Below are 21,107 nucleotides of genomic sequence, written 5' to 3' on the forward strand. Positions count from 1 at the left end.
ATCGCAAACACCACGGGTGACCATATGCCTGACTCATCGCAACTCATTATTGGCGCCGACCTCAGCGGCCAGCCCATCGCCCAGGCCATGCGCCTGGCGAACCGTCATGGTCTGGTGGCGGGTGCCACCGGTACCGGCAAGACCGTCACCTTGCAGCGCCTGGCCGAAATGTTCAGCGATGCCGGCGTGGCGGTGTTCGCCGCGGATATCAAAGGTGACCTGTGTGGCCTCGGCGCTGCCGGCAATCCCCAGGGCAAAATCGCCGAGCGCATCGCCGGCATGCCTTGGCTCAATCACCGACCCCAGGCTTATCCGGTGACCTTGTGGGATATCCACGGCCAGTCCGGTCATCCGCTGCGCACCACCCTGAGTGAAATGGGCCCGTTGTTGATCGGTAGCCTGCTGGAACTGACGGACAGCCAGCAGTCGGCGCTTTACGCGGCGTTCAAGGTGGCCGACCGCGAAGGCCTGTTGCTGCTCGACCTCAAGGACCTCAAGGCGCTGCTCAATCACCTCAAGGACAACCCCGAGTTGCTGGGGGACGACGCGGCCCTGATGACCACCGGCTCCAGCCAGGCCTTGTTGCGACGCTTGTCCACCCTGGAACAGCAGGGCGCGGACGCGTTGTTCGGCGAGCCAGCCCTGCAATTGGAAGACATCCTGCAACCGGCCAGCGATGGCCGCGGTCGCATCCACTTGCTGGACGCCAGCCGCCTGGTCCATGAAGCGCCGAAGGTCTACGCGACGTTCCTGCTGTGGCTGCTGGCCGAGCTATTCGAGCAGTTGCCCGAGCGCGGTGATGCGGACAAGCCGCTGTTGGCGCTGTTCTTCGATGAAGCGCACTTGCTGTTTGCCGGCACCCCCAAGGCGTTGCAGGAACGTTTGGAGCAAGTGGTACGGCTGATCCGTTCCAAAGGCGTTGGGGTGTATTTCGTGACCCAGTCGCCGGGGGATCTACCAGACGACGTGTTGGCGCAGTTGGGGTTGCGTATCCAGCATGGCTTGCGGGCCTTTACCGCCAAGGAGCAGAAGTCGTTGCGGGCGGTGGCGGACGGTTTCCGGCCGAATCCGCAATTCGATGCCCTGGCGGTGCTCACTGAGCTGGGCATCGGTGAAGCACTGGTGGGCACCTTGCAGGAAAAAGGTACGCCGGAAATGGTCCAGCGCGTGCTGGTCGCGCCACCGCAGTCGCGCATCGGGCCGCTGAGCGAGGCCGAACGCGCCGGGCTGATCGCCAGCTCGCCGTTGCAAGGGCGCTACGACAAACCGATCGATCGCGAATCGGCCTATGAAGTGCTGATGGGGCGCAAGGGGCTGGAGCCGCAGGCCGAAGTGGCCCCAGGCAAACCGGCGGCCGAAGAACCGAGCTTCACGGAAAAGGCCGGGGAGTTTCTCGGTACGGCGGCCGGCCAGGCGCTTAAATCGGCGATGCGCCAGGCGGCCAATCAACTGGGCCGGCAGTTGGTGCGCGGATTGATGGGGTCGTTGCTGGGGGGCAGCAAGCGCCGGTAGTCAAGACCGAGTAGCCCCCTTCGCGAGCAAGCCCGCTCCCACAGGGGATTTGTGTCAGACACAAAATTTGTGTCCGCCGCAGATCCCTTGTGGGAGCGGGCTTGCTCGCGAAGGCGTCGGCACAGGCAACATCTTCATCCGCTGGCCCACCGCTTTCGCGAGCAGGCTCGCTCCCACAAGGGATCTGTGTGGTACACAAATTTAGTGTTCACTGAAGAACCACTGTGGGAGCGAGCCTGCTCGCGATAGCGATTGAACAGGCGACGAAAATCTCAGCCCTTGGGCCGCGCATGGGCCGCCAATCGCTCCAGCGCCGCTCGCAGGTTGGGGTCGGTGATGCCGTCCGCCGTGGCCTGAATGGTCGCGGCGGCATCGGTGGACAAATCCAGCGTATGCCCCTTGGCGCCGACCTGGACGGTGGGCGGCTGGACCTTGAACAGGATTCGCGTCAGGTTGGCGAACTCTTCGAATGCCTGCAATTGGCGCAGCAGGCGTTTTTGCTGGTAGCGCAGGCGGGTGGCCCAGTGGCCGTCGGTGACGATCAGCAGCAGGCTGCCTTCGCGCCAGGACGCCACGTGGCAATGCTCGCGGGCGGCCGGCTGCAACTGGCTGTCGAGCAAGCGCTGCAAGTGACCCAGGCGTCTGGCGTGGCCAAAGATGGCTTTCAGCGGCTTGGCTTCGCGCAGCAGAACGGCGGGCGCCTTGGCTGGAAGAGGGCGAAAGGCCATGAATGAATACCGCAAGTGACAGAGGCGCCATGGTAGCAGAAAGCGCCGGATGCGCCTCGACCCTCTCGCCCTGCGGCTTTTGGCTGCACAATCAATGAGTAACTTCTGCGCTTTGTGGGTTGAAGTTCGTGCAAAAGCCCTTATTTTAGGGAGGCCCCGTCACAGCGCTGTGCCAGCATCGTGGAATAACGCCACTTTCCTCTCCATCGTTTCCGGGTAGAATGCTCGTTCGCATGCGGCCATGAGGGCTGCACGGGCGACTCACGGGGCCGCCCTCCATCCCTTTAGTGTGGAAGATCCTGCCGATATGTTTGCGCCTTTGTTAAAGAAACTTTTTGGAAGCAAGAACGAGCGTGAAATCAAGCGCATGCTCAAGACGGTACAGACTGTCAATGCCTTCGAAGAGCAAATGGTGGCCCTTTCGGACGATCAGTTACGCGCCAAGACTGCCGAATTCAAGGACCGCATCGCCAAGGGGGAAACCCTTGACCAGATCCTGCCCGAAGCCTTTGCGGTTGCCCGTGAAGCCGGCAAGCGGATCATGGGCATGCGCCACTTCGACGTTCAGTTGATTGGTGGCATGACCTTGCACGAAGGCAAGATCGCCGAAATGCGTACCGGTGAGGGCAAGACCCTCGTGGCGACCCTGGGCGTGTACCTCAATGCACTGTCCGGCAAGGGCGTGCACGTGGTGACGGTCAACGACTACCTGGCCCGCCGCGACGCCAACTGGATGCGCCCGCTCTACGAATTCCTCGGCCTGACCGTCGGCGTCGTCACGCCGTTCCAGCCGCCGGAAGAGAAGCGCGCCGCCTACGCTGCCGACATTACCTACGGCACCAACAACGAATTCGGTTTCGACTACCTGCGCGACAACATGGCGTTCAGCATGGAAGAAAAATTCCAGCGTGAACTCAACTTTGCCGTGATCGACGAAGTCGACTCCATCCTCATCGACGAAGCGCGTACCCCGCTGATCATTTCCGGTCAGGCCGAGGACAGCTCCAAGCTGTACATCGAGATCAACAAGCTGATCCCGCAGCTCAAGTTGCACGTCGAGGAAGTCGAAGGCGAAGTGACCCAGCCGGGGCACTACACCATCGACGAGAAGACCCGCCAGGTCGAGCTCAACGAGGCCGGTCACCAGTTCATCGAGGAAATGCTCACCCGCGTCGGCTTGCTGGCCGAAGGCGAGAGCCTCTACTCGGCCCATAACCTGGGCCTGCTGACCCACGTCTACGCTGGCCTGCGCGCCCACAAGCTGTTCCATCGCAACGTCGAATACATCGTCCAGGACGGCCAGGTCGTGCTGGTGGACGAACACACCGGCCGTACCATGCCGGGTCGTCGCTTGTCCGAAGGCCTGCACCAGGCCATCGAAGCCAAGGAAAACCTGAACATCCAGGCCGAGAGCCAGACCCTGGCTTCCACCACCTTCCAGAACTACTTCCGCCTGTACAACAAGCTGTCCGGCATGACCGGTACCGCTGACACCGAAGCGTTCGAATTCCACCAGATCTACGGCCTGCAAGTGGTGGTGATTCCACCGAACAAGCCGCTGGCTCGTAAAGACTACAACGACCTGGTGTTCCTGACCGCCGAAGAGAAGTACGCGGCGATCATCAACGACATCAAGGAAGGCATGGCCCAGGGCCGGCCGATCCTGGTGGGTACCGCCACCATCGAGACCTCCGAGCACATGTCCGCCTTGCTCAACAAGGAAGGCATCGAGCACAAGGTCCTCAACGCCAAGTTCCACGAGAAGGAAGCCGAGATCATCGCCCAGGCCGGTCGCCCGGGTGCGCTGACCATCGCCACCAACATGGCCGGTCGTGGTACCGATATCCTGCTGGGCGGCAACTGGGAAGTGGAAGTCGCCAGCCTGGAAAACCCGACCCCCGAGCAGATCGCGCAGATCAAGGCCGATTGGCAGAAGCGTCACCAGCAGGTACTGGAGTCCGGTGGCTTGCAGGTAATCGCTTCCGAGCGTCACGAATCGCGGCGTATCGACAACCAGCTGCGTGGCCGTGCCGGTCGCCAGGGTGACGCCGGTTCCAGCCGCTTCTACCTGTCCCTGGAAGACAGCCTGATGCGCATCTTCGCCTCTGACCGGGTGAAGAACTTCATGAAGGCCCTGGGCATGCAGCCAGGCGAGGCGATCGAGCACCGCATGGTGACCAACGCCATCGAGAAGGCCCAGCGCAAGGTCGAGGGCCGCAACTTCGATATCCGCAAGCAATTGCTCGAGTTCGACGACGTCAACAACGAACAGCGTAAAGTGATCTATCACATGCGTAACAGTTTGTTGGCCGCCGACAACATTGGCGAAACCATCGCCGACTTCCGCCAGGACGTGCTCAACGCCACCGTCAGCGCCCATATCCCGCCGCAGTCGCTGCCGGAACAGTGGGACGTCGCCGGCCTGGAAGCCGCCTTGCAGAGCGATTTCGGCGTGGCATTGCCGATCCAGCAGTGGCTCGACGAAGACGATCACCTGTACGAAGAAACCCTGCGCGAGAAGCTGCTGGCCGAATTGATCGCCGCGTACAACGAGAAAGAAGACCAGGCCGGCGAAGAAGCGCTGCGCTCCTTCGAGAAGCAGATTGTATTGCGCGTACTGGACGACTTGTGGAAAGACCACCTGTCGACCATGGACCACCTGCGTCATGGTATCCATTTGCGCGGTTATGCCCAGAAGAACCCGAAGCAGGAGTACAAGCGCGAGTCCTACACGCTGTTCTCCGAATTGCTCGATTCGATCAAGCGCGATTCGATCCGCGTGCTGTCCCACGTTCAGGTTCGCCGCGAAGACCCGGCCGAAGAAGAAGCTCGCCTGCGCCAGGAAGCCGAAGCCCTGGCTGCGCGCATGCAGTTCGAACACGCCGAAGCCCCGGGCCTGGAAGTGGTCGCCGAAGAGGGTGTCGATGTCGATGTCGCCCTGGCCACCGCGCCGGTGCGCAACGAGCAGAAGCTGGGCCGTAACGAACTGTGCTACTGCGGTTCGGGCAAGAAATACAAGCATTGCCACGGGCAGATCCAATAAACCCGTTTCAACGCTGAACCACCCGCGCCGCGACCGGCTCCTAGCCGTCGCGGCGTTTTGCCATTTGATTCGCCGTTTCGATGAGGACGGCGTCGATATACATCTAATTTAGGAGCGCATTCATGGCTGTTGGTCTTGGTCCGTTGCCAACGTTGCACCCGGTTGCCGGTTTTGAACTCGGTATCGCTTCGGCGGGCATCAAGCGCCCCGGGCGCAAGGACGTCGTGGTCATGCGTTGCGCCGAAGGTTCGACGGTCGCTGGGGTGTTCACCCTCAACGCCTTTTGCGCAGCTCCGGTCATCCTGGCCAAGCAGCGCGTACAGGGGCCGGTGCGTTACTTGCTGACCAACACCGGTAACGCCAACGCCGGCACCGGCGCGCCAGGCCTGGCCGCCGCCGAGCGCACCTGCGCCAAGCTGGCGGAGCTGACCGGCGTCGATGCCAGCCAGGTGCTGCCATATTCCACCGGCGTGATCGGCGAACCGCTGCCGGTCGAGAAGATCGAGGGCGCGCTGCAGGCGGCGCTCGATGACCTGTCGGAAAACAACTGGGCCGCGGCCGCCACCGGCATCATGACCACCGACACCCTGCCCAAGGGCGCGAGTCGTCAGTTCCAGCACGACGGCGTGACCGTCACCGTCACCGGCATCAGCAAAGGCGCCGGCATGATCCGCCCGAACATGGCGACCATGCTCGGCTACATCGCCACCGACGCCAAGGTTTCCCGGCAGGTGCTGCAAGACCTGATGCTCGACGGCGCCAACAAGTCGTTCAACCGCATCACCATCGACGGCGACACCTCCACCAACGACTGCTGCATGCTGATCGCCACCGGCAAGGCCAACCTGCCGGAGATCACCGAGGCCAGTGGGCCGCTGTTCGCCGCCCTGAAGCAGGCAGTGTTCGAAGTGTGCATGGAAGTGGCCCAGGCCATCGTGCGTGACGGCGAAGGCGCGACCAAGTTCGTGACCGTGCAGGTCAATGGTGGTGGCAATCACCAGGAATGCCTGGATGTCGGCTACACCGTGGCCCACTCGCCGCTGATCAAGACCGCGCTGTTCGCCTCTGACCCGAACTGGGGCCGGATCCTCGCCGCCGTTGGCCGTGCCGGCGTGCCGGAGCTGGACGTGAGCAAGATCGACGTGTTCCTCGGTGAAGTCTGTATCGCCAGCCAGGGTGCTCGCGCTGCGACCTATACCGAAGCCCAGGGGGCGGCGGTGATGCAACAGGAAGAGATCACCATCCGTATCGAGCTGGGGCGTGGTGCTTGCAGCGAAACGATCTGGACTACCGACCTGTCCCACGAGTATGTGAAGATCAACGCTGAGTACCGGACTTAATACGCTCGGGTCTGAGTCGCTCCTATCGCGAGCAGGCTCGCTCCCACAGGGGAATTGTTGGGTGACATAGAAAGTGTTCACACCACCAATCTACCTGTGGGAGCGAGCCTGCTCGCGATGGCGCCATTACAGACACCCCAGAACCATAAGAAAGGAATCCACATGAGCCTGCACCTGATCATCGGCGATAAAGATCTATCCTCCTGGTCCATGCGCGGCGCGCTCGCCCTGGCACTGACCGGCGCGAAGTACACCGAAGAGCTGGTCAGGCTCGACCAACCCGACACCCGTGAGAAACTGCTCAAGTATTCGGCCACGGCCAAGGTCCCGTTGCTCAAGACCGAATTTGGCGTGATCGCCGATTCCCTGGCGATTGCCGAATACCTGGCCGAGCAGTTTCCGGATGCCGGTCTCTGGCCCAAGGATGTGGCCGCCCGGGCCCAGGCACGCTCGGCCTGTGCGCAAATGCACAGCGGTTTTTTCGCTATCCGCAGCAACATGCCGTTTGACCTGTTGCGCGATGCGCCATTGTCGCCCGTGCCGGCTGACGTCCAGGCGGAAATCGAGCGGCTGCTGGCGCTGTGGGCCGAATGCCGTGACGCGGCGACCGAAACCGGCCCCTACCTGTTTGGTCGCGTGAGCCTGGCCGATGCGTTTTTTGCCCCTATTGCCGTGCGCTTGCGCACTTATCAGGTGGCCCTGTCGGAGGTCGATGCGGCCTACGTCGAAACCCTTTATCAATGGCCGGCGTTCAAGGCGTGGCAACAGGCTGGCCTGGAGGAAACTGCGCGGTGAAACGAGTTCATGTGGCGGCGGCGGTCATTCGCGATGCCGCCGGCAAAATCCTGATCGCCCGACGGGCCGACACCCAGCACCAGGGCGGCCTGTGGGAATTCCCTGGTGGCAAGGTCGAGGCCGATGAGTCCGTCGAAACCGCCCTGGCCCGTGAACTTCATGAGGAGCTGGGCATTGTCGTCGATGCCGCCCGGCCGTTGATCAAGGTGCGCCACGATTACCCGGACAAACAGGTGTTGCTGGATGTCTGGGAAGTCTCGGCGTTCACCGGCGAGCCCCACGGTGCCGAAGGGCAGCCGTTGGCCTGGGTGACGGCCCGCGACCTGCCGAACCATGAGTTTCCAGCGGCCAATCAGCCGATCGTCGCGGCGGCTCGTTTGCCGGATGAATACCTGATCACCCCTGAAGGCCTGGAGACGCCGGCCTTGCTGCGCGGCATGCAGAAGGCGATCGCTGGCGGGATCAAGTTGGTCCAGCTACGTGCCCCCAACGGCTACGACCCGCAATACCGCGACCTGGCGGTGGATGCGGCGGGGTTGTGCGCCGGCAAGGCCCAACTGATGCTCAAGGGGCCGTTCGAATGGCTGGGGGACTTTCCCTCCGCAGGTTGGCATATCACCGCAGCACAATTGCGCAAGCATGCAGCGGCCGGTCGACCGTTCGGCAAGGATCGCTGGCTGGCGGCCTCCTGTCATAACGCCGAGGAATTGGCTTTGGCGCAGCAGATGGACGTGGATTTCGTGACGCTCTCGCCGGTGCAACCGACCCAGACTCACCCTGATGCCCAGCCGTTGGGATGGGCAGAGGCCGCTCGGTTGATCGACGGTTTCAACAAACCGGTCTATCTGTTGGGTGGGGTAGGGCCTGGCGAACGGCAGAAGGCCTGGGAGGCTGGCGCGCAAGGTGTGGCGGGGATTCGGGCGTTTTGGCCTGAAGCTTGATTCTGTGGTGAATGGGCAGGCCTCATCGCGAGCAGGCTCGCTCCCACAGGGGGAACTCCGCAGAGCCAGTGTGGGAGCGAGCCTGCTCGCGATGGGGCCCTGACAGGCGACTCATTCAGCTCCCAGGCTTGACCGCCGCCTCCCACAACACCTCCGCCACTCCCTGGCGCCGGGCAATCACCCGCGCCGCGACAAACAGCAGGTCCGACAAGCGATTGATATAGGCCAACCCCGGTCCAGCCAATGGCTCCACGGCGTTCAAGTGCTGGCAACGGCGCTCGGCGCTGCGGGCCAGGCTGCGGCAGACGTGGGCCTGGGCTATCAACGTCGAGCCACCGGGCAGGATGAAGTTTTCCAGGGGGCCCAATTCCTCGTTCCACACATCGATCGCCGCTTCCAGCCGCTCGATTTCCGCCGCGTTCAACGCCTGGTACGCCGGCATCGCCAGTTCGCCACCCAAGTCGAACAGTCGATGCTGGCAAGGCCCCAGCACATCGCTGACCTCCTTCAGGCCCGGGTACCGGGCCGTTTCAGCGGCGAGCCCGGCCAGCAACAACCCTAGCTGACTGTTCAGCGTATCCACTTCACCGATGGCCTCGACCCGTGGGTGGTCCTTTGCCACGCGGCGACCATCGCCCAACCCGGTTTCACCTTTGTCGCCGGTGCGGGTGTAAATCTTCGACAGGCGAAAGCCCATGCTCAGCGCTCCAGTTGTTTGTTTTCCTGCGCCACCATCGAGGTGCCCGCCAGGGGCAGGCGCAAGGTGAAGCAGGTGCCTTGGCCCGGCGCCGACTGCACTTCCATCTGGCCCTTGTGGTTATTGGTGATGATGAAGTACGAGACCGACAACCCAAGGCCCGTGCCCTGGCCGATCTCCTTGGTGGTGAAGAATGGCTCGAAGGTGCGCTTGCGCACGTTCTCGCTCATGCCGATGCCGTTGTCCTCGACCTGGATTTCCGCCCACGGCGGATTCAACCGCGTGCGCAGGATAATGCGCCCCGGTTCGCTGTCGTCCTGGCGTTGGTGGATCGCCTGGGCGGCGTTTTTCAGCAGGTTGAGCAGCACCTGTTCCAGCTCGTTGGCGGTGCCGGGCACCGGGCCCAGGTTCGGATCGAACTGACGGATGATCGCCTGGCCCTTGAAGTCGAAGCCGATCGCCAGGTCGAAGTCGTTACCGGCGATTTCCACCGCCTGGTCGATCAGCGCCGGTAGGTCACAGGGCGCCATCTGCCGTGTGCTGCGGCGGCTGAAGCTGAGCATGTGGGTGACGATTTTCGCGGCCCGGGCGCCGGCCTGCTGGATGCCGTCGAGCAACTGCGGGATCTCACGGCTTTCCAGGTAGCGGTTGACCACCGGCAGTTCGATCCCCAGTTGCTCGGCCTGTTCGAGGTTCTTCGGCAATTCCGGCGACAGGCGCCGGCGGATGTTCTGCACGTTGTGCAGGATGGCGCCCAGAGGGTTATTGATCTCATGGGCCATGCCCGCCGCGAGGCCGCCGACCGAGAGCATTTTCTCCGATTGCACCATCATTTCTTCCAGCGACAGGCGTTGGGTGATGTCATCGATGCGGATTACCACGCCCCGCCCGGCGCCGCCCATCAGTGGATAGAACGTCAGGGCGTAATGCCGGGCTTCGTCGTCCTTGGTCCAGGTGACGCGTTCGATCTTGGCCACCGTATGTTGTTCGACAGTCTGCTTGAGCTGGGGCAGGTATGGCTTGAGCGGCTCGAAGGCGAGGAAGATCGGCTGGTTCAGGGCCTCGTCCAGCCGCGTGCCGGAGAGGGCGCTGGCTTCCTGGTTCCATTGGGTGACGTAGAGCTGTTCGTCGAGGGCGATCAGCGCTGACGGCATGGAGTCGATGATGCTGTTGAGGTAATTCTGAAAGCCCGTGAGTTTTTTCTCGATCTTGCTGCGCACCTGGACTTCCAGTTCCAGCTTGCGATTGGTATGGCGGGTTTCTTCCGCCAGGCCCTGGGCCTGGTCGTAGGCGGCCTGGGAGTCGTCTCGCGCGCGCTTGAGTTGCTGCTCGCGGGCTTCGATCCGCGACAACATGGTGTTGAACGCCTCGGCCAGGCTGCCGATCTCATCGTGATTGCCGCGTGCGGCGCGCAGGGAATAGTTCTCCTCGCGAGTGACCTGGCGCGAGAGTTCTTCGAGTTGATGAATCGGCTGGGTGATCAGGCGTTTGATCTGCTGGGCAATGATCAGCCACAGCAATACGCTGAAAATCAGGATGCCGAGGCTGGCGGTCAGGGTGCCGGTGTAGAACGCGGTTGGCAGTTCGCTGCTGGCCACCAGTAACAGATGGCCCGGCAGCGTGCCGGGACGGGGCAGGGTGATGACCTGGTTGCTGCGAAATTCGTTCGCCTGCCAGGCTTGTATGTTGCGGTAATGCTCCGGCAGCTTGAGCTTTTCGCCTTGTTGCAGTTGGGCCAGGCGTTCACCTTGGCCGTCGTACAGCGCCGCCGCCCGGAGCGGTGCGTAGCTGTTGAGCTCATCGAGCAGGCGCTGGGCACTTTGCGGCGATTGCAGGGCGTCGGAGATCAGGCTCGGGTTGGCCACCAGCCGGCCAATGGTCTGCAGGGCCTGGGGCGCCATGCTTTCCTGGGATATGTAGTAGGCGGCGCTGATAAAGGTCAGGTTGGCCACCAACAGGACAGTGGTCAACAACACCAACAGAGCGGCCAGCAGTTTCTGGCCGACCGGGAGGTTTTCAAGGCGCTGGCGCAATGGCATCAGACTCGTCGCTTAGAAGGAACACGAGGGCCAGCGTAGCCGCTGCTCAGTCGCTGGGCAATCCGAGGTTGTGCAAGTGGACAATCAGTCGCTGGCGCAGTTGTTCCAGGTGCGGCACGGTCAACTCGTGGCGTTGGGCGACCTTGCAGGCGTAACCGAGCAGGTAGCTGATTTCGGTGCGACGCCGATTGCTGACGTCCTGGTACATCGATGAGTAGTTGGCGGCGGTGGCCTGGATCACCCGTTCGACTTCCGGCTGCAAGTCTTCGGCCGCCGCGGGCTGGCCGCAACGTTCGAGCAGGTCCGTGAGCTCCGCGCACAGGGTCGCCACTTCGCAGCGGTGTTCCTGCAAGCCGCCGTTCTTGCAGTGGTGCAGCACGGTCAGTGGATTGATTGCACAGTTGAGCGCCAGTTTGCGCCAGAGCCGGGTGAGGATGTCGGCGCTCCATGCGTGGGGAATGCCGGCGGCGGCCAGGTCGTCCAGCCAGAACGGCGCCACTGGATGGGCAGGGTCGCCGAGCCAGGTGTAGCCGTGGCCGGCGAATACCACGCGCCAGTCACCGTCGCGGAACGCGCCTTCGGTGCTGGAGGCGCTGATGCAACGGGCCTGGGGCATACAATTGGCCACTGCGTCCTGGCTGCCGAGGCCATTCTGCAACAGGATCAGTTCCGATTCGTCGCCCAGGCGATGGGCCACCGAGCTCACGGCCGCTTCCGCGTCGTAGGCCTTGCAGGCCAACAGCAGCCGTTTGATCGGCTCCGGGCTGTCCGCCGTTTCACCCGGTATCGGGTAACACTGCGCCTCTCCCTGTTCCACCAGCGTCAGGCCTCCGGCGCTTCGGTACGCCTGCAAGCGGGCGTCATTGCGCAGCACCAGCCGTACCGGCAACCCGGCCCGGGCCAGGCGCGTGGCCCACAATGTGCCGAGACTGCCGGCGCCCAGGACATGCCAGGTGGTGGACATCAGTTTTTTACTCGGATTGGCGCAGGCATCTGAGGGCTCGCAGTGTCGGCAGGAAAAGAGCCGTTATAATGAGCCCGATTTTAACCACAAGCCAAGCGCGCGCCGTTGTCACTGGCGCGCCTTTTTATTTGGAGAACACTACATGCCGTCATTCGACGTGGTATCCGAACTGGACAAACACGAAGTCACCAACGCGGTTGAAAACGCCGTCAAGGAACTCGACCGTCGTTATGACCTCAAGGGTAAGGGCAGTTTCGAGTTCAAGGAAAAGGACCTGACCGTGAACCTGACCGCCGAGGCCGAGTTCCAGCTGGAGGCGATGATCGAAATCCTCAAACTGGCGCTGGTCAAGCGCAAGATCGACGTGCAGTGCCTTGAGGTCAAGGACGCCTACGCCTCGGGCAAGCTGATGAAGCAGGAAGCCGTACTCAAGGAAGGCATCGACAAGGAGCTGGCGAAGAAAATCGTCGCTCACATCAAAGATGCCAAGCTCAAGGTGCAAGCCGCCATCCAGGGCGAGCAGGTGCGCGTTACGGGCAAGAAGCGTGATGACTTGCAGGAAGCCATCGCGGCACTGCGCGGCAAGGAATTCGGCATGCCACTGCAGTTCAATAACTTCCGCGATTGACCCACATTTGTTGTGTATAGGCGTGGCGAGGGGATTTATCCCCGCTGGGCTGCGTAGCAGCCCCAGAACAGTCACCTCAATTTGCCTGATCCAACGAGTTGTCTGGTTTCAGGGCTGCTTCGCAGCCCGGCGGGGATAAATCCCCTCGCCACAATGTGTTTCGATTGTTCTTTTTCGCGGTAACAGGAATAAGGAGAGGTAGATGGACTTGAACGCTGAAGTGGATAACCTGGTCAAGGCTTCCCAGACCTGGATCCCCATGATCATGGAATATGGCAGCCGTGTGCTGCTGGCGGTCATCACCCTGGCCATCGGCTGGTGGTTGATCAACAAGGTGACGCAGAAACTGGGTGCGTTGCTGGCTTTGCGTAACGCCGACCTGGCACTGCAAGGGTTTATCAGTACCCTGGCCAACATCATCCTGAAGATATTGCTGATCGTCAGTGTCGCCTCGATGATCGGTGTGGAAACCACTTCGTTCGTCGCGGCCATTGGTGCGGCCGGCCTGGCGATTGGCCTGGCCTTGCAAGGCAGCCTGGCGAACTTCGCCGGCGGCGTGCTGATCCTGCTGTTCCGCCCGTTCCGTATCGGTGACTGGATCGAAGCCCAGGGTGTGGCCGGTACGGTCGACAGCATCCAGATCTTCCATACGGTATTGCGTACCGGTGACAACAAGACCGTCATTGTGCCGAACGGCAATCTGTCGAACGGCATCATCACCAACACCAATCGCCAGCCGACCCGCAAGGTCGTGTTCGATGTAGGCGTGGATTACCAGGCCGACTTGCAAAAGGCCCGGGAGGTGTTGCTGGAATTGGCCAAGGATGAGCGCGTGCTGACTGATCCGGCACCTGAAGCGGTGATTTCCACCTTGGGTGACAGTTCCATCACGGTGTCGCTGCGCATTTGGGTCAAGACCGCGGACTACTGGAACGTAATGTTCATGCTCAATGAACAGGCGCGAGATCGTTTGAAGGATGCGGGGATTGATATTCCGTTTCCACAACGAGTGATTCGGGTAGTTCAGGAATCGACCTCGGCGTAATGTTCGAAGGGTTGTTGTTTGACCTTTAGGTCAGGCCTTGCGTAAAAAGTTGATCCAATAAAAAAGGCCCATCCGAAGATGGGCCTTTTTTTGATTACCGCAAACTGACTTTCGGCAATTACAGAACCGAAATCGGGTAGTCGACGATCAGGCGGAACTCTTTGACGTCGCCTTCACCTTCGTCAGCGTTAGCGTAGTGCCAGGCTTGACGAACACGGAAGGAAAGATCTTTGGCCGGGCCAGACTGAACAACGTACTTGGCTTCGAAGTTGGTTTCGTTGTGCTTGCCATCGGAACCGTACAGAGGGTTGCCCAGGCTATCACGATACGCGCTGTTGGCAGACAGGTTGGTGCCGTCGATGTCCCAGCCTTTTACGTAACGGGTCATGAAGCTCAGACCTGGAACGCCGTACTCAGCCATTTTCAGGTCGTAACGGATCTGGGCAGATTTCTCGCCTGGGCCGTTGAAGTCAGAGTACTGGATGGAGTTGGCGAGGAAGATCGAGTCGCCGCCGCGGTTGTTAGTACCCACACCGATGTAGTCGAACGGAGTGTCGCCGTTGATTTTCTGGAAGGCAACGGTGATGGTGTGTGCCTTCAAGAACGAGAAAGCAGCTGCCAGAGAGTACGCGGTGTTGCTGATGTCGCCGGCCTTGGAGCTACCGGTGTCAGTAGTGCGGTAGATGTTACCGTCCAGGTTCAGCGACTGATCGCCACCCATTGGGATGGTGTAGTTCAGGTTGCCGTAGTACTGGTTCCAGATGTCTTCCAGTTGGGCGCCGTAGATCGATGCGCTCAGGTTGTCGCTGAAGGCATATTTGCCGCCAGCGTAGTCGATAGTGTTGGCTTCTACGCCAGCATAGGTTGCGAACAGGCCGCCATTACGGGCGTTGCGATCCTGGCTGGTACCCGAGTAGAAGTGACCGGCTTCGAGGTCCAGGTCTTTGACTTCGCTGCTCTGCAGTTGGAAACCGCTGGCAGTTTGAGGCAAGACGCGGGAGCCACCTACAGCGAACACTGGAGCAGTGCTTGGCTGTTGGTCGCCGATTTTCAGCTCGGTTTTAGAGACGCGGAACTTGATGGCTGCGCCAGCTTTGCCTTGGCTGTCGTTGACGTCGCCATCGGCATCGCGGCTCATGTTACCAGTGCCGCCAGTGCCGTCGCCGCCGTCCAGCTTGAGTGCCAGGTAGCCGAACGCATCAACGCCGACGCCTACAGTACCTTGGGTGTAACCGGAGTTGAAGTTACCCCAGATGCCTTGGGTCCAGTCTTTCTGGTCAGTAGCACCGTCTTTCCGGTCACGGTTGAAGTAGTAGTTGCGCAGCAACAGTTTAGCGCTGGCGTCTTCAACAAAACCTTTGGCTTCAGCCTGGTCACTTACGAAAGGTGCGGCCGAGGCCATTTGAGTACTGGCTGCTGCTGCAACGGCCAGTGCGATCATGCTCCACTTCATCACGCGCATCGTGATTTGCTCCTTTGGTTTTAGAAGAGTACTGCCGTCCCACCTGTTTTATTATCTGGGCGGCTCTTTCTTTTTGTGTCGGCGCAAACTTATATCACGCCGACCCTATTGGCGATACTTGCCCATGTAACCTTTCAGCTTCTTTACGACCATGTCGCCAATGGCTCGATCCATGTCGCATTTCAGCTGATCCGACGCAACCGTATTCACAACTTTAATGTTGTTTTTCTTTTCCGGCATCGGTGTAAAGAGTCCGTCATTACCGCGCTTGAAGCTCCTGAGGGCAGCCTTGCCACTTTAATTTGTATGTCTGGAAGGTCTCGCTTCCGGCGAGGCCTTTCAGGCGATATGGGGATGAATGCAACAAGCATGCTCAAACCCGAATTTCGTTTACATTTTTTTCACATTTTACCGCTTGTCGTGGTGAAACCTCATGAAACCGGGCTCCAAAGGCCTTGTTTTAAATAGGGTTGACTGCTGTGCGGCTCTCGTGTTTGGCATCGACAAACGCCGCGAGACAACCCAAAACGTTACCGGTTCACCCTACCCAGTGAGTAAATCACGGATACTTTGTGCACTGAGCGTAGACGCACTGTGCTGTTTTGGTGCAAAAAATTTTCAAGCTGTACGAAAATCATACAGAGTCGCTGCTTTGTCTCAGCCCTGGCACGGTCCTGTCAGGATCGGGTCTCACCGCTTGCGCTGTGTTGGTGCGCCCGCTTGCACAGGTTGATGCCAGTGTGTTGAAAAAAATCATTCGAAGGACGCCATCGGGACGCTACGCAGTGATCGATCCGATGTTCGGGGTTATGCTGTTAGCCTGTGTCCGATGCAGGCCTGCGGGTCGTTGCGCCGGGCAGAATCAATAACGAGGAGTACGCGCGGTGTTTGCCTTAGATCCACGACTGCAACAAGACACATTGCCCATCGGCGATTTCCCGTTGTGCCGGTTGCTCTTGTCCAATGACTCCAACTACCCGTGGTTCATCCTCGTACCGCGGCGAGAAAATATCAGTGAATTGTTTCAATTGGATGACGCCGATCAATTGCAGTTGTGGAAAGAAACCACGGCATTGGCCGAAACCCTCAAGGATTCGTTCGATGCCGACAAGATGAACGTTGCAACCTTGGGTAACGTTGTCAGTCAATTGCATATGCATGTCATCGTGCGCAAGCGTGATGATGCCGCCTGGCCTGCGCCGGTCTGGGGCAAGCACCCGGCCCAGCCTTATAATGAAGAGCAGGTGATTGCCATTCGTGAGCGCTTGCGCGTGGCCCTGGCCGATGATTTCAAGTTTCTGGAGGGCTGAACCATGAACCTCGAAGAACGAGTAACCGATCTGGAAAGCCGCCTGGCCTTTCAGGATGACACCATCCAGGCGTTGAATGACGTGCTGGTGGAGCAACAGCGAATTGTCGAGCGTTTGCAGCTGCAAATGGCGGCGTTGCTCAAGCGTCAGGAAGAAATGGCCGGGCAGTTCGAGTCTTTCGAAGAAGAGGCGCCGCCCCCTCATTACTGACCTGGCCGATTGGCAGGCAATAAAAAACCGCGAGCAGCCAGGCTGCATCGCGGTTTTTTTACGCTTGGATCAGCGGCGCGGCAGCGCGGCGATCACATCTTCGGCCTGCAGGCCCTTGTCACGGTTCATGACGGAGAACTCCACGCGCTGGCCTTCCACCAGGACGCGATGGCCTTCGCCACGAATGGCCCGGAAATGCACGAAAATGTCATCGCCGGAGTCGCGGGAGATGAAGCCGAACCCTTTGGAGGTGTTGAACCACTTCACCGTACCGGTATCGCGGTTGGACATGTCGTAGTTCTGCGCTGCGGCGGCCGGCGAGGACTTCTTGTAGAAGCTGACGGCCAGGTGCAGTGCCACGGCGAGCAGTGCTGCGCCCAGGCTGAACAGAATGGCCGGTTGACCGCCGATTTCCGGCATAGGCGCCAGCAGGGCCAGGGTTTGCAGGGCAACGGCCAGCACCAGCAGGGCGCTGACCAGGTTTTGCAGTTGATGACGTGGACCTTTGTTCCAGTAAGGGATAACCGGTGCGAGGGTCAGGTTGAGCAGGCCGAAGAAGGCCAGGTACAGTGCGTCGGGGTGTTGCAGGTAAGGTGTGGCTTCGGAACCCAGGCTAGGGATGAAGGACAGCAGCAGGGCAGCTGCGCCCATTAGCAAGTGGACGATTTTCAACATTTTGATTGGCTCACGGTTAAGACAGATCACAAGGAAGAGCTGGTCGGGGGCGGTTCGCTTCGAAACAATGAGAGGCGTTGGACACGTACCCGAATCAGCCTATGCGCTACGCCCGGGAAAATAAGCGTAGCGACACACTGCCTATTTAACAGCAAAGCCCCGGCCTTCTCAAACTCGTTACGGGCGCGTACCGCGCTGTTCGTCGGCCAGGAAAGACTGCAGGTGCTTGAAGGTGTCAGGCAAACGGCGTTGAATTCCCCGGGGGGGCGGAACCGCCCGCTGTCCCTGCTTGTCGGTTCAGGAGGGCTGGCGATCTGTCGCAGGCCGTAGGCGGCCAAAACCACTAGAGTTTGGGGCGTTGTCGAATTCATCACCGTCAGGAGATCAACCAACATGGCAATTGATATCGGTATCAGTGAAGAAGACCGCAAATCCATCGTCGACGGGCTTTCGCGCCTGCTGTCGGACACCTATGTGCTGTATCTCAAGACCCACAATTTCCACTGGAACGTCACGGGGCCGATGTTTCGGACGCTGCACCTGATGTTCGAGGAGCAATACAACGAGCTGGCCCTGGCGGTGGACCTGATCGCCGAGCGAATCCGCGCCCTGGGCTTTCCGGCCCCGGGTGCCTACTCGGTGTACGCGCGCTTGTCTTCCATCAAGGAAGAGGAAGGCGTGCCTGGCGCCGAAGACATGATCCGGCAACTGGTCGAGGGCCAGGAAGCGGTGACGCGTACGGCCCGCGGCATCTTTCCTTTATTGGACAAGGTCAGTGATGAGCCCACCGCCGACCTGCTGACCCAGCGCATGCAGGTTCACGAAAAGACCGCGTGGATGTTGCGCGCGCTGCTGGAGGGCTAATAAACCCCAGGCAGGTGATGACGCGGTGTGGGCAGTATTCCCTGCCCGTGGCGTGTAGGACGGCGTAATTCGTCGCCTGCCTGCTGTTGGCTTGTCCTACGTCCATGGTCATAAAGTCGTCTGGAACTGGCCATGCCGTTGAGCTTCCATAGAGCCACAGATGGTTGTCCCAACTGAAAGGCTCGTATGGCAAAGGAGTGTCAACGGTATGATTCAAGGAAAAGAACCGGGGGAGGGGGTGCATGGACGATTTCAGTCCATCAGCGTCGATCCATTCGTCAGGGGATTCGATATGCAGTTGGCCCGTCCCCTGGCCCGATCCATTCGTCTGAACGGGTTCGCCACCTGTCTGCGGCTGGAGCAGGTCTATTGGGATATCCTCGGCGACATGGCCCAGCTCAACAGCTGTTCCATCAGTGCGTTGCTGTCCCATGTGGACAGGGAGGTGCACCTGCGCCATGGCGGCGTGCGCAATTTCAGCGCGCTGGTGCGTGTGGTTTGCGTGGTGCACAGTTTGAAGGACACCGCGTTGGAGGTCGCGGGCAATCATTGACGGGGTACCTGCCCGGTTGATGGCTGGGCCGGACCGCAAACGGCCTGTGCGCTTACGGCTGCACAGGCCGCATTTAATGGATATAATCCCGCTCTTTGCCGCAAAGCCCAGCCTTTGCGCGAGTAACCTGATCGCCGAGACAACCCCATGCCGATGTACGACTATCAATGTGCTTCCTGTGGTCATCAGATGGAAGCCATTCAAAAGATCAGCGCGGCACCGCTGGTCGACTGCCCTGCCTGCCAGGCGCCGGAACTGAAAAAGATGCTGTCCATGCCTGGTTTCCGCCTCGGTGGCACGGGCTGGTACGAAACCGACTTCAAGACCGGCGCCAAGAAAAACCTGGCCGGTGGCGACAAAGCTGATTGAGTTGAACACGCGCGAGTTCTTGCACGGGCAGGGCCTCCAACCGAATTTCGAATTACGAGAAGTGAAACCACTACCATGATGCGCAGCCATTATTGCGGCCAACTGAACGAAAGCCTGGAAGGTCAGGAAGTTACTCTTTGCGGATGGGTCCATCGTCGCCGTGACCATGGCGGGGTGATTTTCCTCGATATCCGTGATCGTGAAGGCCTGGCCCAGGTGGTGTTCGATCCGGATCGCGCTGAAACCTTCGCCGTCGCCGACCGCGTGCGCAGCGAATACGTGGTCAAGATCACCGGCAAGGTGCGCCTGCGCCCGGCCGGCGCCAGCAACGCCAACATGGCGTCTGGCATGATCGAAGTGCTGGGCTACGAGCTGGAAGTGCTCAACGAAGCGGAAACCCCGCCGTTCCCACTCAACGAATACTCCGACGTGGGCGAAGAAACCCGCCTGCGCTACCGCTTCATCGACCTGCGTCGTCCGGAAATGGCCGAGAAGCTGCGTCTGCGTTCGCGCATGACCACCAGCATCCGCCGTTACCTGGACGAGAACGGCTTCCTCGACGTCGAGACGCCGATCCTGACCCGCGCCACGCCGGAAGGCGCCCGCGACTACCTGGTGCCGAGCCGTACCCACCCCGGCAGCTTCTTTGCCTTGCCGCAATCGCCACAGCTGTTCAAGCAACTGCTGATGGTGGCCGGGTTCGATCGCTACTACCAGATCGCCAAGTGCTTCCGCGACGAGGACCTGCGTGCCGACCGTCAGCCTGAGTTCACTCAGATCGACATCGAGACCAGCTTCCTCGACGAAAAAGACATCATGGGCCTGACCGAAGGCATGATCCGCAACCTGTTCAAGGAAGTGCTGGGCCTGGAATTCGGCGAGTTCCCGCACATGACCTTCGAAGAGGCCATGCGCCGCTACGGTTCCGACAAGCCGGACCTGCGTAACCCGCTGGAACTGGTGGACGTGGCCGATCAGCTCAAGGACGTCGAGTTCAAGGTGTTCAGCGGCCCGGCCAACGACCCGAAATGCCGTATCGCGGCCCTGCGTGTTCCAGGCGGCGCCAGCATGCCGCGCAAGCAGATCGACGACTACACCAAGTTCGTCGGCATCTACGGTGCCAAGGGCCTGGCGTACATCAAGGTCAACGAGCGCGCCGCCGGTGTGGATGGCCTGCAATCGCCAATCGTGAAGAACATCCCTGAAGCCAACCTCAATGTGATCCTCGATCGTGTGGGTGCGGTTGACGGTGACATCGTGTTCTTCGGTGCCGACAAGGCCAAGATCGTCAGCGAAGCCCTGGGCGCGCTGCGTATCAAGCTGGGTCACGACCTGAAGCTGCTGACCTGCGAGTGGGCGCCGATGTGGGTCGTTGACTTCCCGATGTTCGAAGAAAACGACGACGGCAGCTTCTCCGCGCTGCACCACCCGTTCACCGCGCCGAAGTGCTCGCCGCAAGAGTTGGAGGCCAACCCGGCTACCGCTCTGTCGCGCGCCTACGACATGGTCCTGAACGGCACTGAGTTGGGTGGCGGTTCGATCCGCATCCATCGCAAGGAAATGCAACAGGCAGTGTTCCGCCTGCTGGGCATCAGCGAAGCCGAGCAGGAAGAGAAGTTCGGCTTCCTGCTCGATGCGCTGAAGTACGGTGCGCCGCCCCACGGTGGCCTGGCCTTCGGCCTGGACCGCCTGGTGATGCTGATGACCGGCGCCCAGTCGATCCGTGAAGTGATCGCATTCCCGAAAACCCAGAGCGCGGCCGATGTCATGACCCAGGCGCCGGGTGTAGTGGATGCCAAGGCGCTGCGCGAGTTGCACATCCGTCTGCGCGAACAGCCAAAGGCTGAGTAAGGCTGGCACCTGAGAGGGCGCATCTTCGGATGCGCCTTTTCATTGGGGTCGATATTTCTGATTGTCGGCCACTGCGTACGC

19 protein-coding genes are annotated in these 21,107 nt (G+C 60.6%); 13 read left to right on the top strand and 6 right to left on the bottom strand.

What is annotated here, in order from left to right; translation table 11 throughout:
• Window positions 1–24 precede the first annotated feature (24 nt).
• Entirely contained in the window at window positions 25–1,512 is a 1,488-nt protein-coding gene (locus tag DTP52_RS13385) for a helicase HerA-like domain-containing protein (protein WP_109753793.1), read from the top strand.
• A 272-nt stretch (window positions 1,513–1,784) separates the two neighbouring features.
• On the opposite strand, the gene DTP52_RS13390 is transcribed toward DTP52_RS13385, so the two are convergent.
• Window positions 1,785–2,240: a DUF721 domain-containing protein gene (locus DTP52_RS13390; protein WP_064107032.1), complete on the bottom strand. Its 456-nt coding sequence runs from the start codon at window positions 2,238–2,240 to the stop codon at window positions 1,785–1,787.
• A gap of 307 nt (window positions 2,241–2,547) precedes the next feature.
• Between DTP52_RS13390 and secA the strand changes: the two genes are divergently transcribed.
• The 4 genes from secA to DTP52_RS13410 all read left to right on the top strand — a co-directional run bounded on the left by secA (window position 2,548) and on the right by DTP52_RS13410 (window position 8,359).
• Window positions 2,548–5,283 (top strand): preprotein translocase subunit SecA, encoded by a 2,736-nt coding sequence (secA, locus tag DTP52_RS13395; protein ID WP_109753794.1) that lies wholly within the window; start codon window positions 2,548–2,550, stop codon window positions 5,281–5,283.
• 122 nt (window positions 5,284–5,405) lie between these two features.
• The gene (gene argJ, locus DTP52_RS13400) at window positions 5,406–6,623 is read left to right on the top strand and encodes a bifunctional glutamate N-acetyltransferase/amino-acid acetyltransferase ArgJ (protein WP_109753795.1); all 1,218 of its coding nucleotides are present in this window, start codon (window positions 5,406–5,408) and stop codon (window positions 6,621–6,623) included.
• Between the two features lie 162 nt (window positions 6,624–6,785).
• Window positions 6,786–7,418, top strand: coding sequence for a glutathione S-transferase family protein (locus DTP52_RS13405; RefSeq protein ID WP_109753796.1), 633 nt, complete (start codon window positions 6,786–6,788; stop codon window positions 7,416–7,418).
• On the top strand, window positions 7,415–8,359 hold the full coding sequence (locus DTP52_RS13410; RefSeq protein WP_109753797.1) for a Nudix family hydrolase: 945 nt from the start codon (window positions 7,415–7,417) through the stop codon (window positions 8,357–8,359). Before DTP52_RS13405 ends, DTP52_RS13410 begins: the two co-directional genes overlap by 4 nt.
• A gap of 115 nt (window positions 8,360–8,474) precedes the next feature.
• Here the strand turns inward: DTP52_RS13410 and DTP52_RS13415 are convergent, their stop codons facing one another.
• From DTP52_RS13415 to DTP52_RS13425, 3 genes are read right to left on the bottom strand one after another with little or no spacing between them, the layout of a single operon-like run.
• Complete coding sequence (locus tag DTP52_RS13415; protein ID WP_109753798.1) at window positions 8,475–9,056, bottom strand: cob(I)yrinic acid a,c-diamide adenosyltransferase; 582 nt, start codon at window positions 9,054–9,056, stop codon at window positions 8,475–8,477.
• A 2-nt stretch (window positions 9,057–9,058) separates the two neighbouring features.
• A complete protein-coding gene (locus tag DTP52_RS13420) occupies window positions 9,059–11,095 on the bottom strand; it encodes a HAMP domain-containing sensor histidine kinase (RefSeq protein WP_109753799.1) in 2,037 nt (678 codons plus the stop codon).
• 46 nt (window positions 11,096–11,141) lie between these two features.
• Window positions 11,142–12,059, bottom strand: coding sequence for a putative 2-dehydropantoate 2-reductase (locus DTP52_RS13425; protein ID WP_109753800.1), 918 nt, complete (start codon window positions 12,057–12,059; stop codon window positions 11,142–11,144).
• Between the two features lie 142 nt (window positions 12,060–12,201).
• Here DTP52_RS13425 and DTP52_RS13430 point away from each other — a divergent pair, with 142 nt between their 5' ends.
• Both DTP52_RS13430 and DTP52_RS13435 read left to right on the top strand, forming a co-directional pair.
• Entirely contained in the window at window positions 12,202–12,687 is a 486-nt protein-coding gene (locus DTP52_RS13430; RefSeq protein WP_060740892.1) for a YajQ family cyclic di-GMP-binding protein, read from the top strand.
• A 202-nt stretch (window positions 12,688–12,889) separates the two neighbouring features.
• Window positions 12,890–13,732, top strand: a complete 843-nt coding sequence (locus DTP52_RS13435; RefSeq protein ID WP_109753801.1) for a mechanosensitive ion channel family protein — start codon at window positions 12,890–12,892, stop codon at window positions 13,730–13,732.
• A 118-nt stretch (window positions 13,733–13,850) separates the two neighbouring features.
• Here DTP52_RS13435 and DTP52_RS13440 read toward each other — a convergent pair whose 3' ends face one another.
• Window positions 13,851–15,194 (bottom strand): OprD family porin, encoded by a 1,344-nt coding sequence (locus DTP52_RS13440; RefSeq protein WP_109753802.1) that lies wholly within the window; start codon window positions 15,192–15,194, stop codon window positions 13,851–13,853.
• Between the two features lie 884 nt (window positions 15,195–16,078).
• On the opposite strand from DTP52_RS13440, the gene DTP52_RS13445 reads away from it, so the two are divergent.
• Both DTP52_RS13445 and DTP52_RS13450 read left to right on the top strand, forming a co-directional pair.
• Entirely contained in the window at window positions 16,079–16,504 is a 426-nt protein-coding gene (locus tag DTP52_RS13445) for an HIT domain-containing protein (RefSeq protein WP_109753803.1), read from the top strand.
• A gap of 3 nt (window positions 16,505–16,507) precedes the next feature.
• The gene (locus DTP52_RS13450) at window positions 16,508–16,714 is read left to right on the top strand and encodes a SlyX family protein (RefSeq protein WP_030140808.1); all 207 of its coding nucleotides are present in this window, start codon (window positions 16,508–16,510) and stop codon (window positions 16,712–16,714) included.
• 69 nt (window positions 16,715–16,783) lie between these two features.
• Here the strand turns inward: DTP52_RS13450 and DTP52_RS31490 are convergent, their stop codons facing one another.
• The gene (locus DTP52_RS31490) at window positions 16,784–17,389 is read right to left on the bottom strand and encodes a cold-shock protein (protein WP_003205048.1); all 606 of its coding nucleotides are present in this window, start codon (window positions 17,387–17,389) and stop codon (window positions 16,784–16,786) included.
• 393 nt (window positions 17,390–17,782) lie between these two features.
• Between DTP52_RS31490 and DTP52_RS13460 the strand changes: the two genes are divergently transcribed.
• The 4 genes from DTP52_RS13460 (at window position 17,783) to aspS (ending at window position 21,026) form a co-directional block, all read left to right on the top strand.
• Entirely contained in the window at window positions 17,783–18,253 is a 471-nt protein-coding gene (locus tag DTP52_RS13460; protein WP_003205047.1) for a Dps family protein, read from the top strand.
• 208 nt (window positions 18,254–18,461) lie between these two features.
• Window positions 18,462–18,806: a ribbon-helix-helix domain-containing protein gene (locus tag DTP52_RS13465; RefSeq protein WP_109753804.1), complete on the top strand. Its 345-nt coding sequence runs from the start codon at window positions 18,462–18,464 to the stop codon at window positions 18,804–18,806.
• A gap of 147 nt (window positions 18,807–18,953) precedes the next feature.
• The gene (locus DTP52_RS13470; protein ID WP_003178589.1) at window positions 18,954–19,175 is read left to right on the top strand and encodes an FmdB family zinc ribbon protein; all 222 of its coding nucleotides are present in this window, start codon (window positions 18,954–18,956) and stop codon (window positions 19,173–19,175) included.
• Between the two features lie 75 nt (window positions 19,176–19,250).
• The gene (aspS, locus tag DTP52_RS13475) at window positions 19,251–21,026 is read left to right on the top strand and encodes an aspartate--tRNA ligase (protein WP_109753805.1); all 1,776 of its coding nucleotides are present in this window, start codon (window positions 19,251–19,253) and stop codon (window positions 21,024–21,026) included.
• Window positions 21,027–21,107 lie beyond the last annotated feature (81 nt).

The organism is Pseudomonas sp. 43mfcvi1.1 (genome assembly GCF_900115935.1).
GTDB lineage: Bacteria > Pseudomonadota > Gammaproteobacteria > Pseudomonadales > Pseudomonadaceae > Aquipseudomonas > Aquipseudomonas bijieensis.

What these genes read in the sequence shown, in the direction of transcription:
- DTP52_RS13385 (WP_109753793.1), top strand. Translation starts at nt 25, where the DNA reads ATGCCTGACTCATCGCAACTCATTATTGGCGCCGACCTCAGCGGCCAG.
- DTP52_RS13390 (WP_064107032.1), bottom strand. Translation starts at nt 2,240, where the DNA reads ATGGCCTTTCGCCCTCTTCCAGCCAAGGCGCCCGCCGTTCTGCTGCGC.
- secA (WP_109753794.1), top strand. Translation starts at nt 2,548, where the DNA reads ATGTTTGCGCCTTTGTTAAAGAAACTTTTTGGAAGCAAGAACGAGCGT.
- argJ (WP_109753795.1), top strand. Translation starts at nt 5,406, where the DNA reads ATGGCTGTTGGTCTTGGTCCGTTGCCAACGTTGCACCCGGTTGCCGGT.
- DTP52_RS13405 (WP_109753796.1), top strand. Translation starts at nt 6,786, where the DNA reads ATGAGCCTGCACCTGATCATCGGCGATAAAGATCTATCCTCCTGGTCC.
- DTP52_RS13415 (WP_109753798.1), bottom strand. Translation starts at nt 9,056, where the DNA reads ATGGGCTTTCGCCTGTCGAAGATTTACACCCGCACCGGCGACAAAGGT.
- DTP52_RS13420 (WP_109753799.1), bottom strand. Translation starts at nt 11,095, where the DNA reads ATGCCATTGCGCCAGCGCCTTGAAAACCTCCCGGTCGGCCAGAAACTG.
- DTP52_RS13425 (WP_109753800.1), bottom strand. Translation starts at nt 12,059, where the DNA reads ATGTCCACCACCTGGCATGTCCTGGGCGCCGGCAGTCTCGGCACATTG.
- DTP52_RS13430 (WP_060740892.1), top strand. Translation starts at nt 12,202, where the DNA reads ATGCCGTCATTCGACGTGGTATCCGAACTGGACAAACACGAAGTCACC.
- DTP52_RS13435 (WP_109753801.1), top strand. Translation starts at nt 12,890, where the DNA reads ATGGACTTGAACGCTGAAGTGGATAACCTGGTCAAGGCTTCCCAGACC.
- DTP52_RS13440 (WP_109753802.1), bottom strand. Translation starts at nt 15,194, where the DNA reads ATGCGCGTGATGAAGTGGAGCATGATCGCACTGGCCGTTGCAGCAGCA.
- DTP52_RS13450 (WP_030140808.1), top strand. Translation starts at nt 16,508, where the DNA reads ATGAACCTCGAAGAACGAGTAACCGATCTGGAAAGCCGCCTGGCCTTT.
- DTP52_RS31490 (WP_003205048.1), bottom strand. Translation starts at nt 17,389, where the DNA reads ATGTTGAAAATCGTCCACTTGCTAATGGGCGCAGCTGCCCTGCTGCTG.
- DTP52_RS13460 (WP_003205047.1), top strand. Translation starts at nt 17,783, where the DNA reads ATGGCAATTGATATCGGTATCAGTGAAGAAGACCGCAAATCCATCGTC.
- DTP52_RS13465 (WP_109753804.1), top strand. Translation starts at nt 18,462, where the DNA reads ATGATTCAAGGAAAAGAACCGGGGGAGGGGGTGCATGGACGATTTCAG.
- DTP52_RS13470 (WP_003178589.1), top strand. Translation starts at nt 18,954, where the DNA reads ATGCCGATGTACGACTATCAATGTGCTTCCTGTGGTCATCAGATGGAA.
- aspS (WP_109753805.1), top strand. Translation starts at nt 19,251, where the DNA reads ATGATGCGCAGCCATTATTGCGGCCAACTGAACGAAAGCCTGGAAGGT.